Source organism: Enterobacter cloacae complex sp. EB5, assembly GCF_031432835.1.
In the GTDB taxonomy this organism is placed as follows: Bacteria; Pseudomonadota; Gammaproteobacteria; order Enterobacterales; family Enterobacteriaceae; genus Enterobacter; species Enterobacter hormaechei_C.
On the sequence record NZ_CP133860.1, the window covers coordinates 1,628,623 to 1,644,808 of the forward strand.

16 protein-coding genes are annotated in these 16,186 nt (G+C 55.8%); 3 read left to right on the forward strand and 13 right to left on the reverse strand.

The window, feature by feature from the left end:
* Positions 1–57: 57 nt before the first annotated feature.
* The 3 genes from tyrB to dnaB all read right to left on the reverse strand — a co-directional run bounded on the left by tyrB (position 58) and on the right by dnaB (position 3,869).
* Positions 58–1,251 carry an aromatic amino acid transaminase gene (gene tyrB, locus RHN82_RS07795; RefSeq protein WP_047052072.1) on the reverse strand — a complete coding sequence of 398 codons (1,194 nt, stop codon included), beginning with the start codon at positions 1,249–1,251 and terminating at the stop codon, positions 58–60.
* A gap of 109 nt (positions 1,252–1,360) precedes the next feature.
* Complete coding sequence (alr, locus tag RHN82_RS07800; RefSeq protein WP_047052071.1) at positions 1,361–2,440, reverse strand: alanine racemase; 1,080 nt, start codon at positions 2,438–2,440, stop codon at positions 1,361–1,363.
* Positions 2,441–2,456: 16 nt separating this feature from the next.
* Positions 2,457–3,869, reverse strand: a complete 1,413-nt coding sequence (gene dnaB, locus RHN82_RS07805; protein WP_310399166.1) for a replicative DNA helicase — start codon at positions 3,867–3,869, stop codon at positions 2,457–2,459.
* Between the two features lie 60 nt (positions 3,870–3,929).
* Between dnaB and RHN82_RS07810 the strand changes: the two genes are divergently transcribed.
* Positions 3,930–4,913, forward strand: coding sequence for a quinone oxidoreductase (locus RHN82_RS07810; RefSeq protein WP_015570182.1), 984 nt, complete (start codon positions 3,930–3,932; stop codon positions 4,911–4,913).
* Between the two features lie 184 nt (positions 4,914–5,097).
* On the opposite strand, the gene pspG is transcribed toward RHN82_RS07810, so the two are convergent.
* The 4 genes from pspG to RHN82_RS07830 form a co-directional block, all read right to left on the reverse strand.
* A complete protein-coding gene (gene pspG, locus RHN82_RS07815; RefSeq protein WP_017382623.1) occupies positions 5,098–5,340 on the reverse strand; it encodes an envelope stress response protein PspG in 243 nt (80 codons plus the stop codon).
* Positions 5,341–5,475: 135 nt separating this feature from the next.
* Complete coding sequence (gene dusA, locus RHN82_RS07820; RefSeq protein WP_047052069.1) at positions 5,476–6,471, reverse strand: tRNA dihydrouridine(20/20a) synthase DusA; 996 nt, start codon at positions 6,469–6,471, stop codon at positions 5,476–5,478.
* An 82-nt stretch (positions 6,472–6,553) separates the two neighbouring features.
* Positions 6,554–7,840 carry a conjugal transfer protein TraF gene (gene traF, locus RHN82_RS07825; protein ID WP_199802082.1) on the reverse strand — a complete coding sequence of 429 codons (1,287 nt, stop codon included), beginning with the start codon at positions 7,838–7,840 and terminating at the stop codon, positions 6,554–6,556.
* A gap of 192 nt (positions 7,841–8,032) precedes the next feature.
* Positions 8,033–8,521 carry a cupin domain-containing protein gene (locus tag RHN82_RS07830; RefSeq protein WP_047052094.1) on the reverse strand — a complete coding sequence of 163 codons (489 nt, stop codon included), beginning with the start codon at positions 8,519–8,521 and terminating at the stop codon, positions 8,033–8,035.
* Positions 8,522–8,636: 115 nt separating this feature from the next.
* Between RHN82_RS07830 and zur the strand changes: the two genes are divergently transcribed.
* On the forward strand, positions 8,637–9,149 hold the full coding sequence (gene zur / locus RHN82_RS07835; RefSeq protein ID WP_047052067.1) for a zinc uptake transcriptional repressor Zur: 513 nt from the start codon (positions 8,637–8,639) through the stop codon (positions 9,147–9,149).
* 47 nt (positions 9,150–9,196) lie between these two features.
* On the opposite strand, the gene RHN82_RS07840 is transcribed toward zur, so the two are convergent.
* From RHN82_RS07840 to RHN82_RS07855, 4 genes are all read right to left on the reverse strand, one after another.
* Positions 9,197–9,406, reverse strand: a complete 210-nt coding sequence (locus tag RHN82_RS07840) for a CsbD family protein (protein WP_047052066.1) — start codon at positions 9,404–9,406, stop codon at positions 9,197–9,199.
* Between the two features lie 119 nt (positions 9,407–9,525).
* On the reverse strand, positions 9,526–10,863 hold the full coding sequence (dinF, locus tag RHN82_RS07845) for an MATE family efflux transporter DinF (RefSeq protein ID WP_023302925.1): 1,338 nt from the start codon (positions 10,861–10,863) through the stop codon (positions 9,526–9,528).
* A gap of 63 nt (positions 10,864–10,926) precedes the next feature.
* Positions 10,927–11,535 carry a transcriptional repressor LexA gene (lexA, locus tag RHN82_RS07850; protein WP_003860318.1) on the reverse strand — a complete coding sequence of 203 codons (609 nt, stop codon included), beginning with the start codon at positions 11,533–11,535 and terminating at the stop codon, positions 10,927–10,929.
* Between the two features lie 108 nt (positions 11,536–11,643).
* The gene (locus RHN82_RS07855; protein ID WP_017382619.1) at positions 11,644–12,012 is read right to left on the reverse strand and encodes a diacylglycerol kinase; all 369 of its coding nucleotides are present in this window, start codon (positions 12,010–12,012) and stop codon (positions 11,644–11,646) included.
* A gap of 154 nt (positions 12,013–12,166) precedes the next feature.
* Between RHN82_RS07855 and plsB the strand changes: the two genes are divergently transcribed.
* Positions 12,167–14,587, forward strand: coding sequence for a glycerol-3-phosphate 1-O-acyltransferase PlsB (plsB, locus tag RHN82_RS07860; protein WP_003860322.1), 2,421 nt, complete (start codon positions 12,167–12,169; stop codon positions 14,585–14,587).
* A gap of 92 nt (positions 14,588–14,679) precedes the next feature.
* Here plsB and ubiA read toward each other — a convergent pair whose 3' ends face one another.
* Together ubiA and ubiC are read right to left on the reverse strand one after the other, a co-directional pair.
* Positions 14,680–15,546 (reverse strand): 4-hydroxybenzoate octaprenyltransferase, encoded by an 867-nt coding sequence (ubiA, locus tag RHN82_RS07865; protein ID WP_015570176.1) that lies wholly within the window; start codon positions 15,544–15,546, stop codon positions 14,680–14,682.
* Positions 15,547–15,558: 12 nt separating this feature from the next.
* Positions 15,559–16,056, reverse strand: a complete 498-nt coding sequence (gene ubiC, locus RHN82_RS07870) for a chorismate lyase (RefSeq protein WP_003860326.1) — start codon at positions 16,054–16,056, stop codon at positions 15,559–15,561.
* Positions 16,057–16,186 lie beyond the last annotated feature (130 nt).

The following is a 16,186-nucleotide window of genomic DNA, read 5'->3' on the forward strand; positions in this document are numbered from 1 at the left end:
AAAAGCCGGGTGGCGGCTACGCCTTACCCGGCCTACATATAGTATGCAAGTAAGTACTTACATTACAGATGCAAACGCCTGCGCCACGCGCTGGACGTTGCTGGCATTCAGCCCCGCCACGCACATACGGCCGCTGGCGATCAGGTAGACACCGAACTTTTCGCGCAGTCGATCGACCTGCGCTGCGCTCAGTCCGGTGTAGCTGAACATCCCGCGCTGCTTGAGAAGATAATCAAAGTTATGCCCGGGCACGGCCTCTTTCAGGACGTTAACCAGCTCCTGACGCATCGACAGGATGCGCTTACGCATCGCTTCCACTTCCGCAAGCCAGGACGCTTTCAGCGTTTCGTCACCGAGAACTGTCGCCACCACCTGCGCACCAAAGTTCGGCGGGCTGGAGTAGATACGGCGGACCGTCGCTTTCAGCTGACCGAGTACGCGTCCCGCGGCTTCGGCGTCTTCACACACCACTGACAGACCGCCAACGCGCTCGCCGTACAGGGAGAAGATTTTTGAGAACGAGTTGCTGACCAGAGCGGGAAGCCCCGCGCTGGCAATCGCGCGAATGGCGTAGGCGTCCTCCTCCATGCCCGCGCCAAAGCCCTGATAGGCAATGTCGAGGAACGGGATCAGGTTACGCGCCTTAAGCACCTCAATGACCGCATCCCACTGGGCATTGGTGAGGTCTGCACCGGTCGGATTATGGCAACACGGATGTAGCAATACGATACTGCGCTCCGGCAGGGTGTTCAGTTTTTCCAGCAGCGCATCAACGCGCACGCCGTTGGTTTCGCTGTCGAACCACGGATAGGTTTCAACCCTGAAGCCTGCACCCTCGAAGATCGCAACGTGGTTTTCCCATGTCGGGTCGCTGACCCACACGCCGGAATCCGGGAAGTACTTTTTCAGGAAATCTGCGCCTACCTTCAGCGCACCCGAGCCACCCAGCGTCTGGATAGTCGCCACGCGCTTTTGCGCGAGCACCGCGTGGTCCGCACCAAACAGCAGCGGCGCGATAGTGTTGCGGTAGGTGTTTAATCCTTCCATCGGCAGATAAAGCGAAGCACCGTGCGGGGTTGCGTTCAGACGCGCTTCAGCTTCGGCAACGGCTTTCAACTGAGGAATGATACCGTCTTCGTTGTAGTAAAGACCAATGCTGAGGTTCACTTTGTCGCTGCGAGGATCTTCTTTGAAACGCTCCATCAAGGAGAGGATAGGGTCGCCGGCGTAGGCGTCTACTTTCTGAAACACGCGATGTTCTCCGGATTATTGTGAGGCAGGGCATTCAACAATAAACCGGAAGCGGAAGAAGATCGAGGGGATGTTAACAGAAGCGGGATGCATCGCATCCCGCCCATGCTTAGTCGACGTATTTCATCGCGACCCTTGAGGTAAGACGCGTGATAAGTTCGTAAGCACTCACTTTTGTTATTTCAGCAATACGTTCTACCGGCAGGCCTTCGCCCCACATCACCGCATCGTCCCCCGCTTTATCCTGCGCGTCGGGCCCCAGATCAACACAAATCATGTCCATCGCCACGCGGCCGACAATCTTTACTTCGCGACCGTTGACCAGCACCGGCGTGCCCGTTGGTGCGGCGCGGGGATAGCCGTCACCGTAGCCCATCGCCACCACGCCAAGACGCGTATCGCGCTCGCTGATCCAGGTGCCGCCGTAACCTACCGGCTCTCCCGCTTTGTGCTCACGCACGGCAATCAGCTTTGAAACCAGCGACATCACCGGCTTAAAGCCAAAGTCCGGCCCCCAGGGTTTGTTCTCCAGCGGCGAAACGCCATAAAGAATGATGCCCGGACGCGCCCAGTCGAAATGCGACTGCGGCCACAGCAGAATACCGCCGGATGCCGCGATCGAGCGCATCCCCGGTTTGCCTTCGCAGAAGGTGTTGAAGATATCAAGCTGCTGTTCCGTTGCGCCGCATTCAGGCTCATCGGCGCGGGCAAAGTGGCTGACGATGTTCACCGGCTGACGCACATTTTTGCACTGACACAGACGCTGATAAAACGCCTCCGCGCTTTCCGGCCGCACGCCCAGACGGTGCATGCCCGTATCAAGCTTCATCCAGACGGTGACCGGCTCGCTCAGCTCAGCCCTTTCCAGCGCGGCCAGCTGTTCTTCGTTATGCACCGCCGTGTGCAGGTGCTGATCGGCAATGGTCGGCAGGTCCGAGGCTTCAAAAAAGCCTTCGAGGAGCAGAATCGGTTGCGTAATTCCACCTGCGCGCAGGCGGAGAGCTTCTTCGAGACGGGCGACGCCAAAAGCGTCGGCATCGGGGAGCGTTCGCGCGGTCTCAAGAAGACCGTGTCCGTAAGCGTTCGCTTTCACGACTGCAACGAGCTTACTGGCGGGCGCCAGTTCTCGCAGACGTTGCAGGTTGTGTCGCAGAGCGCGGCGGTTAATCACAACAGTTGCCGCTTGCATTTGAATTCCTTAGAAATTACTCATTATCATATTGAGGACCGGCATAGTTGTCGAAACGCGACCACTGGCCGTTAAAGGTCAGACGTACCGTACCGATGGGGCCGTTACGTTGCTTACCAATAATAATTTCGGCGATCCCTTTCAGATCGCTGTTCTCGTGATAAACCTCATCACGGTAGATGAACATGATTAAGTCGGCATCCTGCTCGATGGAGCCGGATTCACGCAGGTCGGAGTTGACCGGGCGCTTGTCTGCACGTTGTTCCAGAGAGCGGTTAAGCTGCGACAGCGCCACCACCGGCACGTGCAGCTCTTTGGCTAACGCCTTGAGCGAGCGGGAAATCTCGGCAATCTCCAGCGTACGGTTGTCGGAAAGCGACGGGACGCGCATCAGCTGAAGGTAGTCGATCATGATGAGGCCGATGCCACCGTGTTCACGGGCGATACGGCGCGCGCGGGAGCGCACTTCCGTCGGCGTCAGGCCGGAGGAGTCATCGATATAGATGTTCCGTTTTTCCAGCAAAATCCCCATGGTACCGGAGATCCGCGCCCAGTCCTCATCGTCCAGCTGACCGGTACGGATGCGGGTCTGATCCACGCGCGACAGGGACGCCAGAGAACGCATCATAATCTGTTCAGAGGGCATCTCAAGACTGAAGATAAGCACCGGCTTATCCTGCAACATCGCCGCGTTTTCGACGAGGTTCATCGCAAATGTCGTTTTACCCATCGACGGACGCGCCGCGACGATAATCAAATCCGATGGCTGAAGACCTGCCGTTTTCTTGTTGAGATCGTCATAACCGGTGTTCACCCCCGTCACGCCATCGTGCGGCTGCTGGAAAAGCTGCTCAATACGCGCAACGGTGGCGTCGAGCACGTCGGCGATGTTTTTCGGGCCTTCGTCTTTGTTCGCACGGCTTTCGGCGATTTTAAAGACGCGGGATTCCGCCAGGTCGAGCAGATCTTCGCTGGTGCGCCCCTGGGGATCGAAACCGGCCTCGGCGATCTCATTCGCCACCGAGATCATCTCGCGGACAACGGCACGTTCACGGACGATATCAGCGTAAGCGCTGATGTTAGCGGCACTTGGCGTGTTTTTTGACAGTTCTGCCAGATAGGCAAATCCGCCGACGCTGTCGAGCTGTCCCAGACGCTCCAGCGATTCTGCGAGCGTAATCAGGTCAATCGGGCTGCCCGACTCCTGCAACCGCGCCATTTCCGTAAAGATATGGCGGTGCGGGCGGGTATAGAAGTCTTCCGCGACAACGCGCTCGGCGACGTCGTCCCAGCGTTCGTTATCCAGCATTAAACCGCCCAACACCGACTGTTCCGCTTCAATCGAGTGCGGCGGGACTTTTAACCCGGCGACCTGATAATCACGCTCACGAGGTTCAGTCTGTTTGTTGAAGGGTTTGTTTCCTGCCATAGTGAATGGAGTTACCGAGATAAAGAGTGGGTCGAAAGATTACCACATTCTGGAGGAAGCATGGCAACACGTATTGAATTTCACAAGCATGGTGGCCCTGACGTACTCAAAGCGGTGGAATTTACCCCCGCTGCGCCTGGCGAGAACGAAATCCAGGTGGAAAACAAAGCGATCGGCATTAACTACATCGATACCTATATTCGCGGCGGCCTCTATCCGCCTCCGTCGATGCCGAGCGGACTGGGCACCGAGGCGGCCGGTATCGTCAGCAAAGTGGGCAGCGCGGTGAAGCACATTAAGGAAGGCGATCGCGTGGTGTACGCGCAGTCGGCGCTGGGCGCTTACAGCTCCATCCATAACGTTCCGGCCGAGAAAGCGGCGCTGCTGCCAAATGCGATCAGCTTCGAGCAGGCTGCCGCCTCATTCCTGAAAGGGCTGACGGTCTATTATCTGCTGCGCAAAACCTACGAAATTAAGCCTGACGAGCAATTCCTGTTTCACGCAGCCGCAGGTGGCGTGGGGCTGATTGCCTGCCAGTGGGCGAAAGCCCTGGGCGCGAAGCTGATCGGCACCACAGGCAGCGCGCAAAAAGCGCAGCGCGCGCTGGACGCGGGCGCATGGCAGGTGATCAACTACCGGGAAGAGAGCATCGTTGAGCGGCTGAAAGAGATCACTGGCGGCAAAAAGGTCCGCGTGGTGTATGACTCGGTGGGGAAAGACACCTGGGAATCTTCGCTGGACTGCCTGCAACGTCGCGGGCTAATGGTGAGCTTCGGTAACGCCTCCGGGGCTGTCACCGGCGTCAACCTGGGCATTCTGAATCAGAAAGGGTCACTGTACGTCACTCGCCCTTCCCTGCAAGGTTACATCACCAACCGGGAAGAACTTGAGGAAGCCAGCAACGAGCTGTTCTCGCTGATCGCCAGTGGGGTAATTAAAGTGGATGTGGCAGAGGCGCAGAAATATCCGCTGACCGATGCACAGCGCGCGCACGAGGTGCTGGAGAGCCGGGCAACGCAGGGATCAAGTCTGTTAATTCCCTGAGCCATAGAAAGAAATTGGGCTTCCCGTGGGAAGCCCTTTCTTTTTTTAGTTCGGCTGTATGTAGGGTACAGCTCGATGAATTCTTTAGCGGCAGCCATAGTGACAGATTCGATAAGTAAATCCTATTCTGTTCTAAGGATTGCTGCCGGAAAAGTTGCAGGTATGTGACGTACCCCTCAATACCTTAGTAACGGAAGCGGTTATTACGCTGATAAGTGGGCAGTTTTGGCGATTTAATCGCCCGTATCGCCCATACCACTGCAATCGCCAGAAGTAACCACGGCAAGAGTTTAATCGTCAGGGCAAATAAACCGCCGACAAACATCACCACCGTGGCCACAACGAGCGCGGCCAGAATACCGAGCAGCGACACGCCCGTGACCATCAGCATGATAAAGAAGCCAATCACAAAAAGTAGTTCCAGCATGGTGCTCTCCCACGAGTTCCCGAATGATGCTGCGATCATTACAAGAAGCATGCCAAAAATAAGTGTTGTTCTGAAAGCAAAACGCCCCGCAATGTTTTGCAGGGCGTGGCGTATTTGACCATCTTTTAGCGAAATTTAACGTTTATCCGCAACCAGACGCAGCGCGTGTTCCAGGACCTCAATATCCGCACCGGCTTTATGCGCGTTCTCGCTGAGATAACGACGCCACTGGCGCGCGCCAGGAATGCCCTGGAACAGGCCAAGCATATGGCGGGTAATGTGGCCCAGATAGGTACCATTACTCAGCTCGCGCTCAATGTACGGATACATGGCGCGCACTACCGCCACGGGATCGGTGTCAGCACCGTCAACGCCAAAGATTTCCCGGTCAACCGTCGCCAGAATGCCCGGATTCTGATACGCCTCGCGTCCGACCATCACGCCATCCATATGTTCGAGATGCGCTTTGGCCTCGTCCAGCGACGTAATACCGCCGTTGATCGACATGGTCAGGTGTGGGAAGTCGCGTTTAAGCTGGTACACGCGCGGGTAGTCCAGCGGCGGGATCTCGCGGTTTTCTTTCGGACTGAGGCCAGAGAGCCAGGCTTTACGGGCGTGGATGATAAACATCTCGCATTCACCCTTCCCTGATACCGTATTGATGAAATCACACAGAAACTCGTAGCTGTCCTGGTCGTCTATGCCGATACGGGTTTTGACCGTGACCGGGATAGAGACGACGTCGCGCATCGCTTTGATGCAGTCCGCCACCAGGTGTGCATTCCCCATCAGACACGCGCCGAACATACCGTTTTGCACTCGGTCGGACGGGCAACCGACGTTGAGGTTAATCTCGTCATAGCCGCGTTCTTCAGCCAGCTTCGCGCACTGCGCCAGCGCAGCCGGATCGCTGCCGCCCAGTTGCAGCGCAACCGGATGCTCCTCTACGCTGTACGCCAGATAATCGCCCTTGCCGTGAATAATTGCGCCGGTAGTGACCATTTCGGTGTACAGCAGCGTATGGCGGGAGAGCTGACGCAGGAAATAGCGGCAGTGTCTGTCCGTCCAGTCGAGCATTGGCGCAATGGAGAAACGGTGTGCAGAGAAAGCGGTCTGGAATTCTGACGACATGGCGAAGTTTTAAGCATCTGGTGGAAAAGGGGCGCTACTATAGCACAAAGAAAAGCCGGAGGCGCAGCGCCTCCGGTGTACTTTAGAACGTCATGCTCAACTGTGCCCCTGCGCCCCAGGTCTCGTCTTCGCCATAAAGCCCCATCAGGTCAACATGGACGGAGTTGAACGGCGCGAAACCGACACCGCCGGTAAAGACGTTGCTGTCGTTCCCTTTCATATCCGCACGATAACCGGCGCGTACTGCCAGCCAGCTCAGTGGCGTGACTTCGGCACCAACGCCAACGTACTGGGAGGTATCTTCGCTTTTAAAGCCCTTGGTTTCGGTCAGATCGCCGTCTGCGGTCAGTGTGACCAGATCGTTGTGCCAGGCGGCCCCGGCAGTGACCAGCGGACGGATCTGATAGGTGTCTTTATAACTCACCACCTCTCCCGTCCGCCCGTTGCGGATGCGGATATCTTTGGTATCGATATCGCGCGACATCAGGTTTTGCCCGCTCACGCCGACCGTCCAGTTTTCACCGAAATCAGCAGCAATACCGGCATCGACGTTGAATCCAGTGTCGTCGGTACGATAGCGGCTGTCGTTCCACTTATTACTGTCGTAATCGTAGATTGACGTGGTGTAGTTATAGAGCCAGGTTTTTTGCAGCTTCGGCGTGACGCCAAAGGAAACCGGAACGCCGCCAAGATCGAACTGACGGGCCACCGCAATACCGTAGTCGGATACAATCGCCGCCCGACCAGACGCCGTAGAGTTAAGGTTTTTGGTGATCTGATCGGTACCGTTTAGCGCGGCATCCAGCGCCACACCGGCAGCAATCGCATCACTTCGTTGTATACCACGCAGATAATCAATGTCCTGCTGATCGATTGAAGAGCTGACGCGGCCATGGGCATAGCCTTTTGCCATAAAGGCCACGGAAAGAACATCATTAGGGATACTGACGGCAATCCCCGCCCCTGCGGTGGCGTGTGCGGTTTTGCCTTTCAGGTAGTCCAGTTCATCAGCGAGATCTTTCGCTGCGCCCTGGAACTGATTGATCGAACCTAATGGATTGGTGATAACTTCAATAGGGGTCAGACTATCAACCACATCCTTGTAATGATTGATTTTGTCGTTAATGGTATCAATCTCGTCCTGAAGATTGTCTTCATCGGTCACCTGCACGCCAACGGACGGCAAAATAACCGTCACATCATCCTCGGGCTTAGATTTTGCCAGTAATGCGGGGTTGATTAACGCCCCACTGCCATAGCTCCCTGCCGCGACCCCCGTTCCGCCCATTGCGTCGCTACGCGCTTCCGTCCAGGTATTGGCTGCTCCCGCCTGATTTGCCATAAAAAAGGAGACAGCGATGCTAACCATCGAAAATTTAAAATGTTTTTTCACAGTGTGCTCGTAAATAGTTTGTTATTAGTTAACCCTGTCTGTTATCACCCAAACAGGAACGAACTATTGCTGTGAATAAGTACAAAAAGACCCGCTATTTCCCTAAGTTAAATTCCATCCCGGCCTGTTCTAATGTGTGACGACCATCAATATTTATAGAAGAGGAAATTATTTTCGCCCAGGTTTTCCATCGTGCGGCCCAAAAAACTGAGGCGGATGGTCTACCCAGCGGTCTTCGCGCGTTGCGGCATAAACCGGATTAAGCGGATAGTAGATGCGGTTGTGCTTTTTATTGGCCTCTCCCACCACCAGTAAGCGCACCTCTTCCTCGGTATTGTTGATAAAGGTATGACACACACCCGTGCCGGCAGGAAACCCGACGCTGTCGCCAGGTTCGAGCTTCCATAAATAGCCATTGATCCAGGCCTCAGGGTAACCCTCCAGAACGTAAACAAACTCCTCTTCGTCGCTTTCCGCATGCGGATAAGACGTACGGCGTCCGGGCGGCAGCCGTTCATGGTGAATACCAATGCGGCCGAGACCCAGCCTGCGGGCCAGCGGCGCGCCAATAGAAAAACGTTCGTTGCTGTCAGGATACGTTGCGTCATCGGCGCCTTCCACGTCCCGCCAGTGCCGAATACAGTCAGGTCTTTTCATCATGCGATCTCCCGATTTGCGATGCGTCAGGTATAGCACAGCCAGGGGATCTCGGTGTTTTTAGCAGAACATGATAAAGTGAAGGTTTTCACCCCTTACACATCCGAGGTGCCCGATGGACAAGTCCACAAAAGAGCTGTTAGCGCAAGCTGAAAAGCTGTGCGCGCAACGCAATGTGCGCCTGACCCCGCAGCGCCTTGAGGTACTGCGTCTGATGAGCCTGCAACAGGGCGCCATCAGCGCCTACGATCTGCTCGATCTGCTGCGTGAAAGCGAGCCGCAGGCAAAACCGCCGACCGTTTATCGGGCGCTGGATTTTCTGCTGGAGCAAGGGTTTGTGCATAAAGTGGAATCAACAAACAGCTATGTGCTGTGCCATCTTTTTGACCAGCCAACTCACACGTCCGCCATGTTTATCTGCGATCGCTGTGGTGTGGTGAAGGAAGAGGGTGCGGAAGGTGTGGAAGATATTATGCATACGCTGGCAGCCAGAATGGGCTTTGCGCTGCGCCATAACGTGATTGAAGCCCACGGCTTATGTTCTGCCTGCGTGGAGGTGGAGTCATGCCGTCATCAGGATGCCTGTCAGCACGATCACTCTATCCTGGTGAAGAAAAAGCCGCGTTAAAGCCAAAGAAAAAGGCGGCTCAGGGCCGCCCTTGGGGACAGTGCCGGTTACCAGCGGTAGTCGTTACGGGTTTCCCAGTCTTTGACTTCGTTTTCCGCCTTATCTTTTTCGTAACCGTAGCGCTCCTGGATTTTACCTACCAGCTGATCGCGCTTACCTTCAATGACGGTCATATCGTCATCTGTAAGCTTACCCCACTGTTCTTTCGCTTTACCTTTGAATTGCTTCCAGTTGCCGCCGATTTCGTCTTTATTCATAATCGTGTCCTCGTGTTAAGCGTCTATGAGTATCGCCCGCTACGTTCTTTTCTGCTGGACGTGATTATTATTGTAGTTAAGGATTCGGCGGTTGTTTTTATATTCGGAATCTTTAACCGTTACGATATATCGTGCGGGGCTGGAAACCAGGTATTGTTTCGCCAGTGACGATGCCAGATAACAGCCAGCGAAAGGCCACGCAGTGAGAGAAACACCGCCAGCGCCAGCCACAGACCATGATTGCCGAGATACGGCAGGGTCAGCAGCGTCAGGCCGAATCCCGCCGCCGCCACGGCCATGCTGTTGCGCATCTCCGCCCCTCGCGTCGCACCAATAAACATGCCGTCCAGCAAATAGCACCACACGCCCACCACCGGTAATACTACCTGCCAGAGGATGTAGCGATCGGCCAGCTCACGTAGCGCGGGCAACGAGGTGAGTAGCGCGACAATATGCCCACCAAAACAGGCGTACACCAGAGCAAAGACCAGCGCCACCAGGCCCGCCTGACGACAGGCAGCACGCCAGACCTCACGTAACTGGCCGCTTTCACGCGCGCCATAGGCCTGCCCTGAATGCGCCTCGACGGCGTAAGCAAAACCATCCAGCGCATAAGCGGTAAAGGTCAGTAACGTCATGAGCACTGCGTTGACTGCGACGATTTCAGGCCCAAGACGCGCACCAAAAACGGTTAAGGCGCCAAAGCAGAGTTGCAGCAGGAGCGAACGGAGCATGATGTCGCGATTAAGCGCCAGCAGCTTACGAATGTTGCCGCGCCAGGCCGATTTCAGCAGATCCAGGGTGATACCGCGCATCGCCAGTACGCGCCAGACCATTCCCAAACCGATCAGCAGCGTACCGTACTCGGCAATCGCCGTGGCCAGCGCCGCGCCCCGGACGTTCATGTGCAGCCCCATCACCAGCCAGAGATCGAGCACAATGTTAAGCAGGTTGCCCACCACCAGCAGGATCACCGGCGCGCGGGCGTACTGCACGCCCAGCAGCCAGCCCAGCAGGACCAGGTTTGCCAGTGAAGCGGGCGCGCTGAGCCAGCGAATTTCGAGGAACCGCCGGGCCTGTTCCAGTACGGCATCGCTGCCACCTACAATATGGAGCGCAAGATCAATCAGCGGCGTACGCAACAGAACGATTAACGCACCGGCACCGAACGCCAGAATGAGCGGCTGAACCAGCGCACGCGCCAGACGCAGAGGATCTTTTGCACCATACGCCTGGGCCGTCAGGCCTGTCGTACTCATGCGCAGAAAAAGCAGCAGCATAAAGAGAAAGCTGGTCGCCGTTGCGCCGATCGCGACGCCGCCGAGATAAATCGGCGAATCGAGATGCCCGATAACCGCCGTATCCACCAGCCCCAGCAGAGGAACGGTAATATTGGAAAAAATCATCGGTAGCGCAAGACGCCACAACGCCTTATCGGCAGAAGTCAGCAATGCCATGGAAATTACCGGAATCAGAAAACAGGCCAGGCTGTAGAGGAACTACAGCCTGTCAGGAAGAGATTACAGCCATTCACCGTTGCGGATAACGCCGACCGCCAGCCCTTCAATAGAGAAGCTCTGCTCGCGGAGATCCACCACAATCGGGGAGAATTCATTGTTTTCAGGCAGAAGCTGCACGGTATTGCCTTGTTTCTTCAGGCGCTTAACCGTCACTTCATCATCAATGCGCGCCACCACGACTTGCCCGTTACGCACGTCCTGCGTTTTGTGTACCGCCAGCAGATCGCCATCCAGAATACCGATATCTTTCATGGACATTCCGCTAACGCGCAGCAGGAAATCGGCGCTTGGCTTGAACATGCCAGGGTCAACCTGATAGTGCCCTTCGATGTGCTGCTGCGCCAGCAGAGGTTCACCTGCCGCTACGCGCCCCACCAGCGGAATACCGCTCTCTTCTTCCACCAGCAGACGAATGCCGCGTGAGGCGCCGGAAACAATCTCAATCACGCCCTTGCGCGCCAGCGCTTTAAGGTGCTCTTCGGCAGCATTAGGAGAACGGAAGCCCAGACGCTGCGCAATTTCTGCACGCGTGGGTGGCATACCCGTCTGGCCGATATGATCCCGAATGAGATCAAACACCTCTTGCTGCCTGGTCGTTAACGCTTTCATACCGCCCCCTGGGTGTATATACAGTTATGCTGTGAGTATATACAGTCAAAGGCGATTTTGGAACCAAAAACTGCACAAAAAACCAGGGACTTAATTATTCCTCGAGGCTCATCGGAAATGCGACCAAAGCAGCGTGACCCAGGTGATCGCCGCAGTGATAATCGCCAGCAGTACGGCAGCGGAACCCATGTCTTTCGCCCGGCCAGACAGTTCATGGAATTCCGACCCGATTCGGTCAACAACGGCCTCAATAGCGCTATTAAGAATTTCCACTATCATCACCAGAAGGACAGATCCGATGAGCAGTACGCGGGTGATAGCATCAACATCAAGGAAGCAGGCGATGACAACGGCAACGATTGCGGCAACCGCCTCCTGGCGGAAAGCGGCTTCATTAACCCATGCCGCGCGGAAACCTTTCCATGAATAACCGGCAGCTTTAATGATTCGAGTTAACCCAGTGGTATTATTGGCCATTAAAAGAACCTTTTATGATAAATAGCGTCTGTAACTAAAGCCGCAGCGCGTTTTGCTGCAACCTGAAGTATGACGGGTAACAACAGAAATTTTGCGCGCTTTCTGTTATCCTTGCGCCGCAATTGCATTATTAACCAGAGGCTTTACATCGTTTATGTCCGGCTGGCCACGAATTTACTACAAATTACTTAATTTACCATTAAGCGTACTGGTAAAAAGTAAGTCTATCCCAGCAGAACCTGCGCTGGAATTAGGGCTCGATACGTCGCGCCCTATTATGTACGTTTTGCCTTATAACTCGAAGGCAGACCTGCTGACGCTTCGCGCTCAATGTCTGGCGCACGATTTACCTGACCCGCTTGAACCGCTGGAAGTCGACGGTACGCTGCTGCCGCGCTACGTGTTCATCCATGGCGGACCGCGCGTGTTCACCTATTACACGCCGAAAGAAGAGTCCATTAAGCTGTTCCATGATTACCTTGATCTGCACCGCAGCAACCCCGATCTGGACGTGCAGATGGTGCCGGTGTCGGTGATGTTTGGCCGCCGTCCGGGGCGTGAAAAAGGGGAAGAGAACCCGCCGCTGCGTATGCTCAACGGCATTCAGAAGTTCTTCGCCGTCTCCTGGCTGGGACGCGACAGCTTTGTCCGCTTCTCGCCTTCCGTTTCACTGCGCCGCATGGCGGATGAACACGGCACTGACAAAATCATTGCGCAAAAGCTGGCGCGCGTTGCGCGTATGCACTTTGCACGTCAGCGTCTGGCGGCCGTTGGACCACGTCTCCCGGCGCGTCAGGATCTGTTCAACAAGCTGCTGGCTTCCAAAGCGATTGCCCGTGCCGTAGAAGATGAAGCGCGCAGCAAGAAAATTTCGCACGAGAAAGCGCAGCAGAACGCAATCGCGCTGATGGAAGAGATCGCCGCGAACTTCTCCTACGAGATGATTCGCCTCTCTGACCGTATCCTCGGCTTTACGTGGAACCGCCTCTATCAGGGGATTAACGTCCACAACGCCGAGCGCGTGCGTCAGTTAGCGCACGACGGCCACGAAATTGTCTATGTGCCCTGCCACCGCAGCCACATGGACTACCTGCTGCTCTCTTACGTGCTCTATCACCAGGGCCTGGTGCCGCCGCATATTGCTGCCGGTATCAACCTGAACTTCTGGCCAGCAGGCCCGATTTTCCGCCGTCTGGGTGCGTTCTTTATTCGTCGTACCTTCAAGGGTAACAAGCTCTACTCCACCGTCTTCAGGGAGTATCTGGGCGAGCTGTTCAGCCGCGGTTATTCCGTGGAGTACTTTGTTGAAGGCGGTCGCTCGCGTACCGGTCGTCTGCTCGATCCGAAGACCGGCACGCTGTCGATGACCATTCAGGCCATGCTGCGTGGCGGTACGCGTCCTATCACGCTGGTGCCTATTTACATCGGTTATGAACACGTGATGGAAGTGGGCACCTACGCGAAAGAGCTGCGCGGTGCGACCAAAGAGAAAGAGAGTCTGCCGCAGATGCTGCGTGGGCTGAGTAAACTGCGCAACCTCGGCCAGGGCTACGTGAACTTTGGCGAGCCCCTGCCGCTGATGACATATCTGAACCATCATGTTCCGGAGTGGCGCGAGTCTATCGATCCTATCGAAGCGGTACGTCCGGCCTGGCTGACGCCAACGGTCAACGGCATTGCATCCGAGCTGATGGTACGCATCAACAATGCTGGTGCGGCAAACGCCATGAACCTGTGTTGTACTGCGCTTCTGGCCTCCCGCCAGCGTTCACTGACCCGTGAGCAGCTGACCGAGCAGATTGATTGCTACCTGGATATCATGCGCAACGTGCCGTATTCCGTGGATTCGACCGTGCCGTCTGCCACCGCCAGCGAGCTGATCGATCACGCGTTGCAGATGAACAAGTTCGAAGTCGAGAAAGATACGATTGGTGACATCATCATTCTGCCGCGCGAGCAGGCTGTGCTGATGACCTACTACCGCAATAACATCACGCATATGCTGATGCTGCCGTCGCTGATGGCGGCCATTATTACCCAGCACCGCCGTATTTCGCGTCAGGAGCTGCTGCGCCATATTCAGGCCATCTACCCGATGCTGAAAGCGGAGCTGTTCCTGCGCTGGAGTAAGGATGAACTGGCGGCAGAGCTCGATAAAATGACGGCAGAGATGCATCGTCAGGGGCTGATTACCATCAGTGATGATGAACTGCATATCAATCCGTCACGTTCTCGTACCTTGCAGCTCCTGGCTTCCGGTGCGCGTGAGACGTTGCAGCGCTACGCCATTACCTTCTGGTTGCTGAGTGCAAACCCGTCAATCAACCGCGGTACGCTGGAAAAAGAGAGCCGGACGCTGGCCCAGCGCCTCTCTGTTCTGCATGGCATTAACGCCCCGGAATTCTTCGACAAAGCGGTATTCAGCTCCCTGGTGCTGACGCTGCGCGACGAAGGGTACATTAGCGATACGGGCGATGCCGAGCCGGAAGAGACGATGAAGGTTTACCAGATGCTGGCAGAGCTGATTACCGCGGATGTGCGTTTGACGATTGAGAGTTCGACGCAGGGCGAATGATGCTAAAGCCGGGTGGCGCTAACGCTTACCCGGCCTACATGTTCCGCTAAATCGTAGGCCGGGTAAGGCGAAGCCGCCACCCGGCTTTTTTATCACCAGTAACTCATCGCCAGGCCCAGAAACAGCACCAGCCCGACGTAGTTATTATTCAGAAACGCTTTAAAGCAGGCTTCACGCTCGCGCTTCGCAATCAGCTTCTGCTGATACGCAAACAGCAGCCCCGCCACCAGTACGGACCAGTAAAACTCCCAGTTCAGCCCGTTCAGGCGACCAATCGCCACCATCAGCGCCAGCACCGCCACCTGCAATATGCCGATGATCAGTTTGTCGTGACGACCAAACAGGATCGCCGTCGATTTGATGCCAATCTTGAGATCGTCATCGCGATCGACCATCGCGTATTGGGTATCGTACGCAACGGCCCAGAGAATATTCGCCAGGAACATCAGCCAGCAGCTGAGCGGAACGGACTCGCTGACCGCGGCAAACGCCATGGGAATCGACCAGCCAAATGCCGCACCCAATACCACCTGCGGCAGATGGGTGTATCGCTTCATGAACGGGTAAACCCAGGCCAGCGCCAGAGCAGCAACGGACAACAGAATGGTCATGGTGTTAAGGGTTAACACCAGCATGAAAGAGAGAAGCACCAGCACCACAAACAGAATGCGCGCCTCTTTCCCGGTCACCTGACCGCTCGGCAGAGGACGATTCGCGGTGCGCTTAACATGTCCATCAAATTTCCGGTCAGCATAGTCGTTAACCACACAGCCCGCAGCGCGCATCAGCCAGACGCCCGCCACAAACACCGCCAGGATCCACAGCGGCGGCACCCCCGGCGTGGCAACCCACAGCGCCCATAAGGTCGGCCACAGCAGCAGCAGCGCGCCAATGGGTTTATCAGTACGCATCAGGCGGTGATAGGCCAGCAGCTTATTCTGCGTCAGACTCCACTCCATTTTTTCTCCCTCTTAGTACAACGGCGATGCTGGCAAAAAGAGTTCCGTCAGTATTAACGGCTTGCCACTCAAACGAAGGCGGGAACGGCGCCCCCACAAATCGGCATCGCAACCAATTTCAATAAAATCACGGGTCAGTTCAGACGAGGTGAATAGATAGCGCCCCAGGGGCGTTTTGCCGAGGCGTTGCAATGCCAGCTCCGGCCCGGAAAGTGTAGACTCAGGAACCACCGTCCGCCCGGCAAGCCACGGCTCGCCATCGGCACACAGTAAAATTTCACGCAGCCAGTAGCGTTCTTCCTGCGGCAGCAGCGGCAGCTCGCTGGCAATCTCCGCAGGCGAGACAAACCCTTCCTGAATCATCGTCACCGTGACCGTTTTACCCTGTTGCTCAAAACGTTTTGTCATGGAATCTTCCAGCAGCAGCCAGTCCAGTTGCTCCGGGTTAAGCGCGGGTATTTGGTCGAAATAGCGTAGCGCACGCAGCTGCGTGAGCGCGGGGTGTGACATGCCAGACTCTCCGATACATAACGTAAAGGCATTGTATCGCAGATTGGCAAAATGAGGACGGACAAACCAAATTTAGCGATCACTATCGCAACAATGGTGCAACTTAGCCAAAAAAAGTGCGCCCGTGAAG

Excerpts from the sequence above, each read along its gene's own strand:
- alr (WP_047052071.1), bottom strand. The coding sequence starts at position 2,440 with ATGCAAGCGGCAACTGTTGTGATTAACCGCCGCGCTCTGCGACACAAC.
- dnaB (WP_310399166.1), bottom strand. The coding sequence starts at position 3,869 with ATGGCAGGAAACAAACCCTTCAACAAACAGACTGAACCTCGTGAGCGT.
- RHN82_RS07810 (WP_015570182.1), top strand. The coding sequence starts at position 3,930 with ATGGCAACACGTATTGAATTTCACAAGCATGGTGGCCCTGACGTACTC.
- pspG (WP_017382623.1), bottom strand. The coding sequence starts at position 5,340 with ATGCTGGAACTACTTTTTGTGATTGGCTTCTTTATCATGCTGATGGTC.
- dusA (WP_047052069.1), bottom strand. The coding sequence starts at position 6,471 with ATGTCGTCAGAATTCCAGACCGCTTTCTCTGCACACCGTTTCTCCATT.
- traF (WP_199802082.1), bottom strand. The coding sequence starts at position 7,840 with ATGGTTAGCATCGCTGTCTCCTTTTTTATGGCAAATCAGGCGGGAGCA.
- RHN82_RS07830 (WP_047052094.1), bottom strand. The coding sequence starts at position 8,521 with ATGAAAAGACCTGACTGTATTCGGCACTGGCGGGACGTGGAAGGCGCC.
- zur (WP_047052067.1), top strand. The coding sequence starts at position 8,637 with ATGGACAAGTCCACAAAAGAGCTGTTAGCGCAAGCTGAAAAGCTGTGC.
- RHN82_RS07840 (WP_047052066.1), bottom strand. The coding sequence starts at position 9,406 with ATGAATAAAGACGAAATCGGCGGCAACTGGAAGCAATTCAAAGGTAAA.
- dinF (WP_023302925.1), bottom strand. The coding sequence starts at position 10,863 with ATGGCATTGCTGACTTCTGCCGATAAGGCGTTGTGGCGTCTTGCGCTA.
- lexA (WP_003860318.1), bottom strand. The coding sequence starts at position 11,535 with ATGAAAGCGTTAACGACCAGGCAGCAAGAGGTGTTTGATCTCATTCGG.
- RHN82_RS07855 (WP_017382619.1), bottom strand. The coding sequence starts at position 12,012 with ATGGCCAATAATACCACTGGGTTAACTCGAATCATTAAAGCTGCCGGT.
- plsB (WP_003860322.1), top strand. The coding sequence starts at position 12,167 with ATGTCCGGCTGGCCACGAATTTACTACAAATTACTTAATTTACCATTA.
- ubiA (WP_015570176.1), bottom strand. The coding sequence starts at position 15,546 with ATGGAGTGGAGTCTGACGCAGAATAAGCTGCTGGCCTATCACCGCCTG.
- ubiC (WP_003860326.1), bottom strand. The coding sequence starts at position 16,056 with ATGTCACACCCCGCGCTCACGCAGCTGCGTGCGCTACGCTATTTCGAC.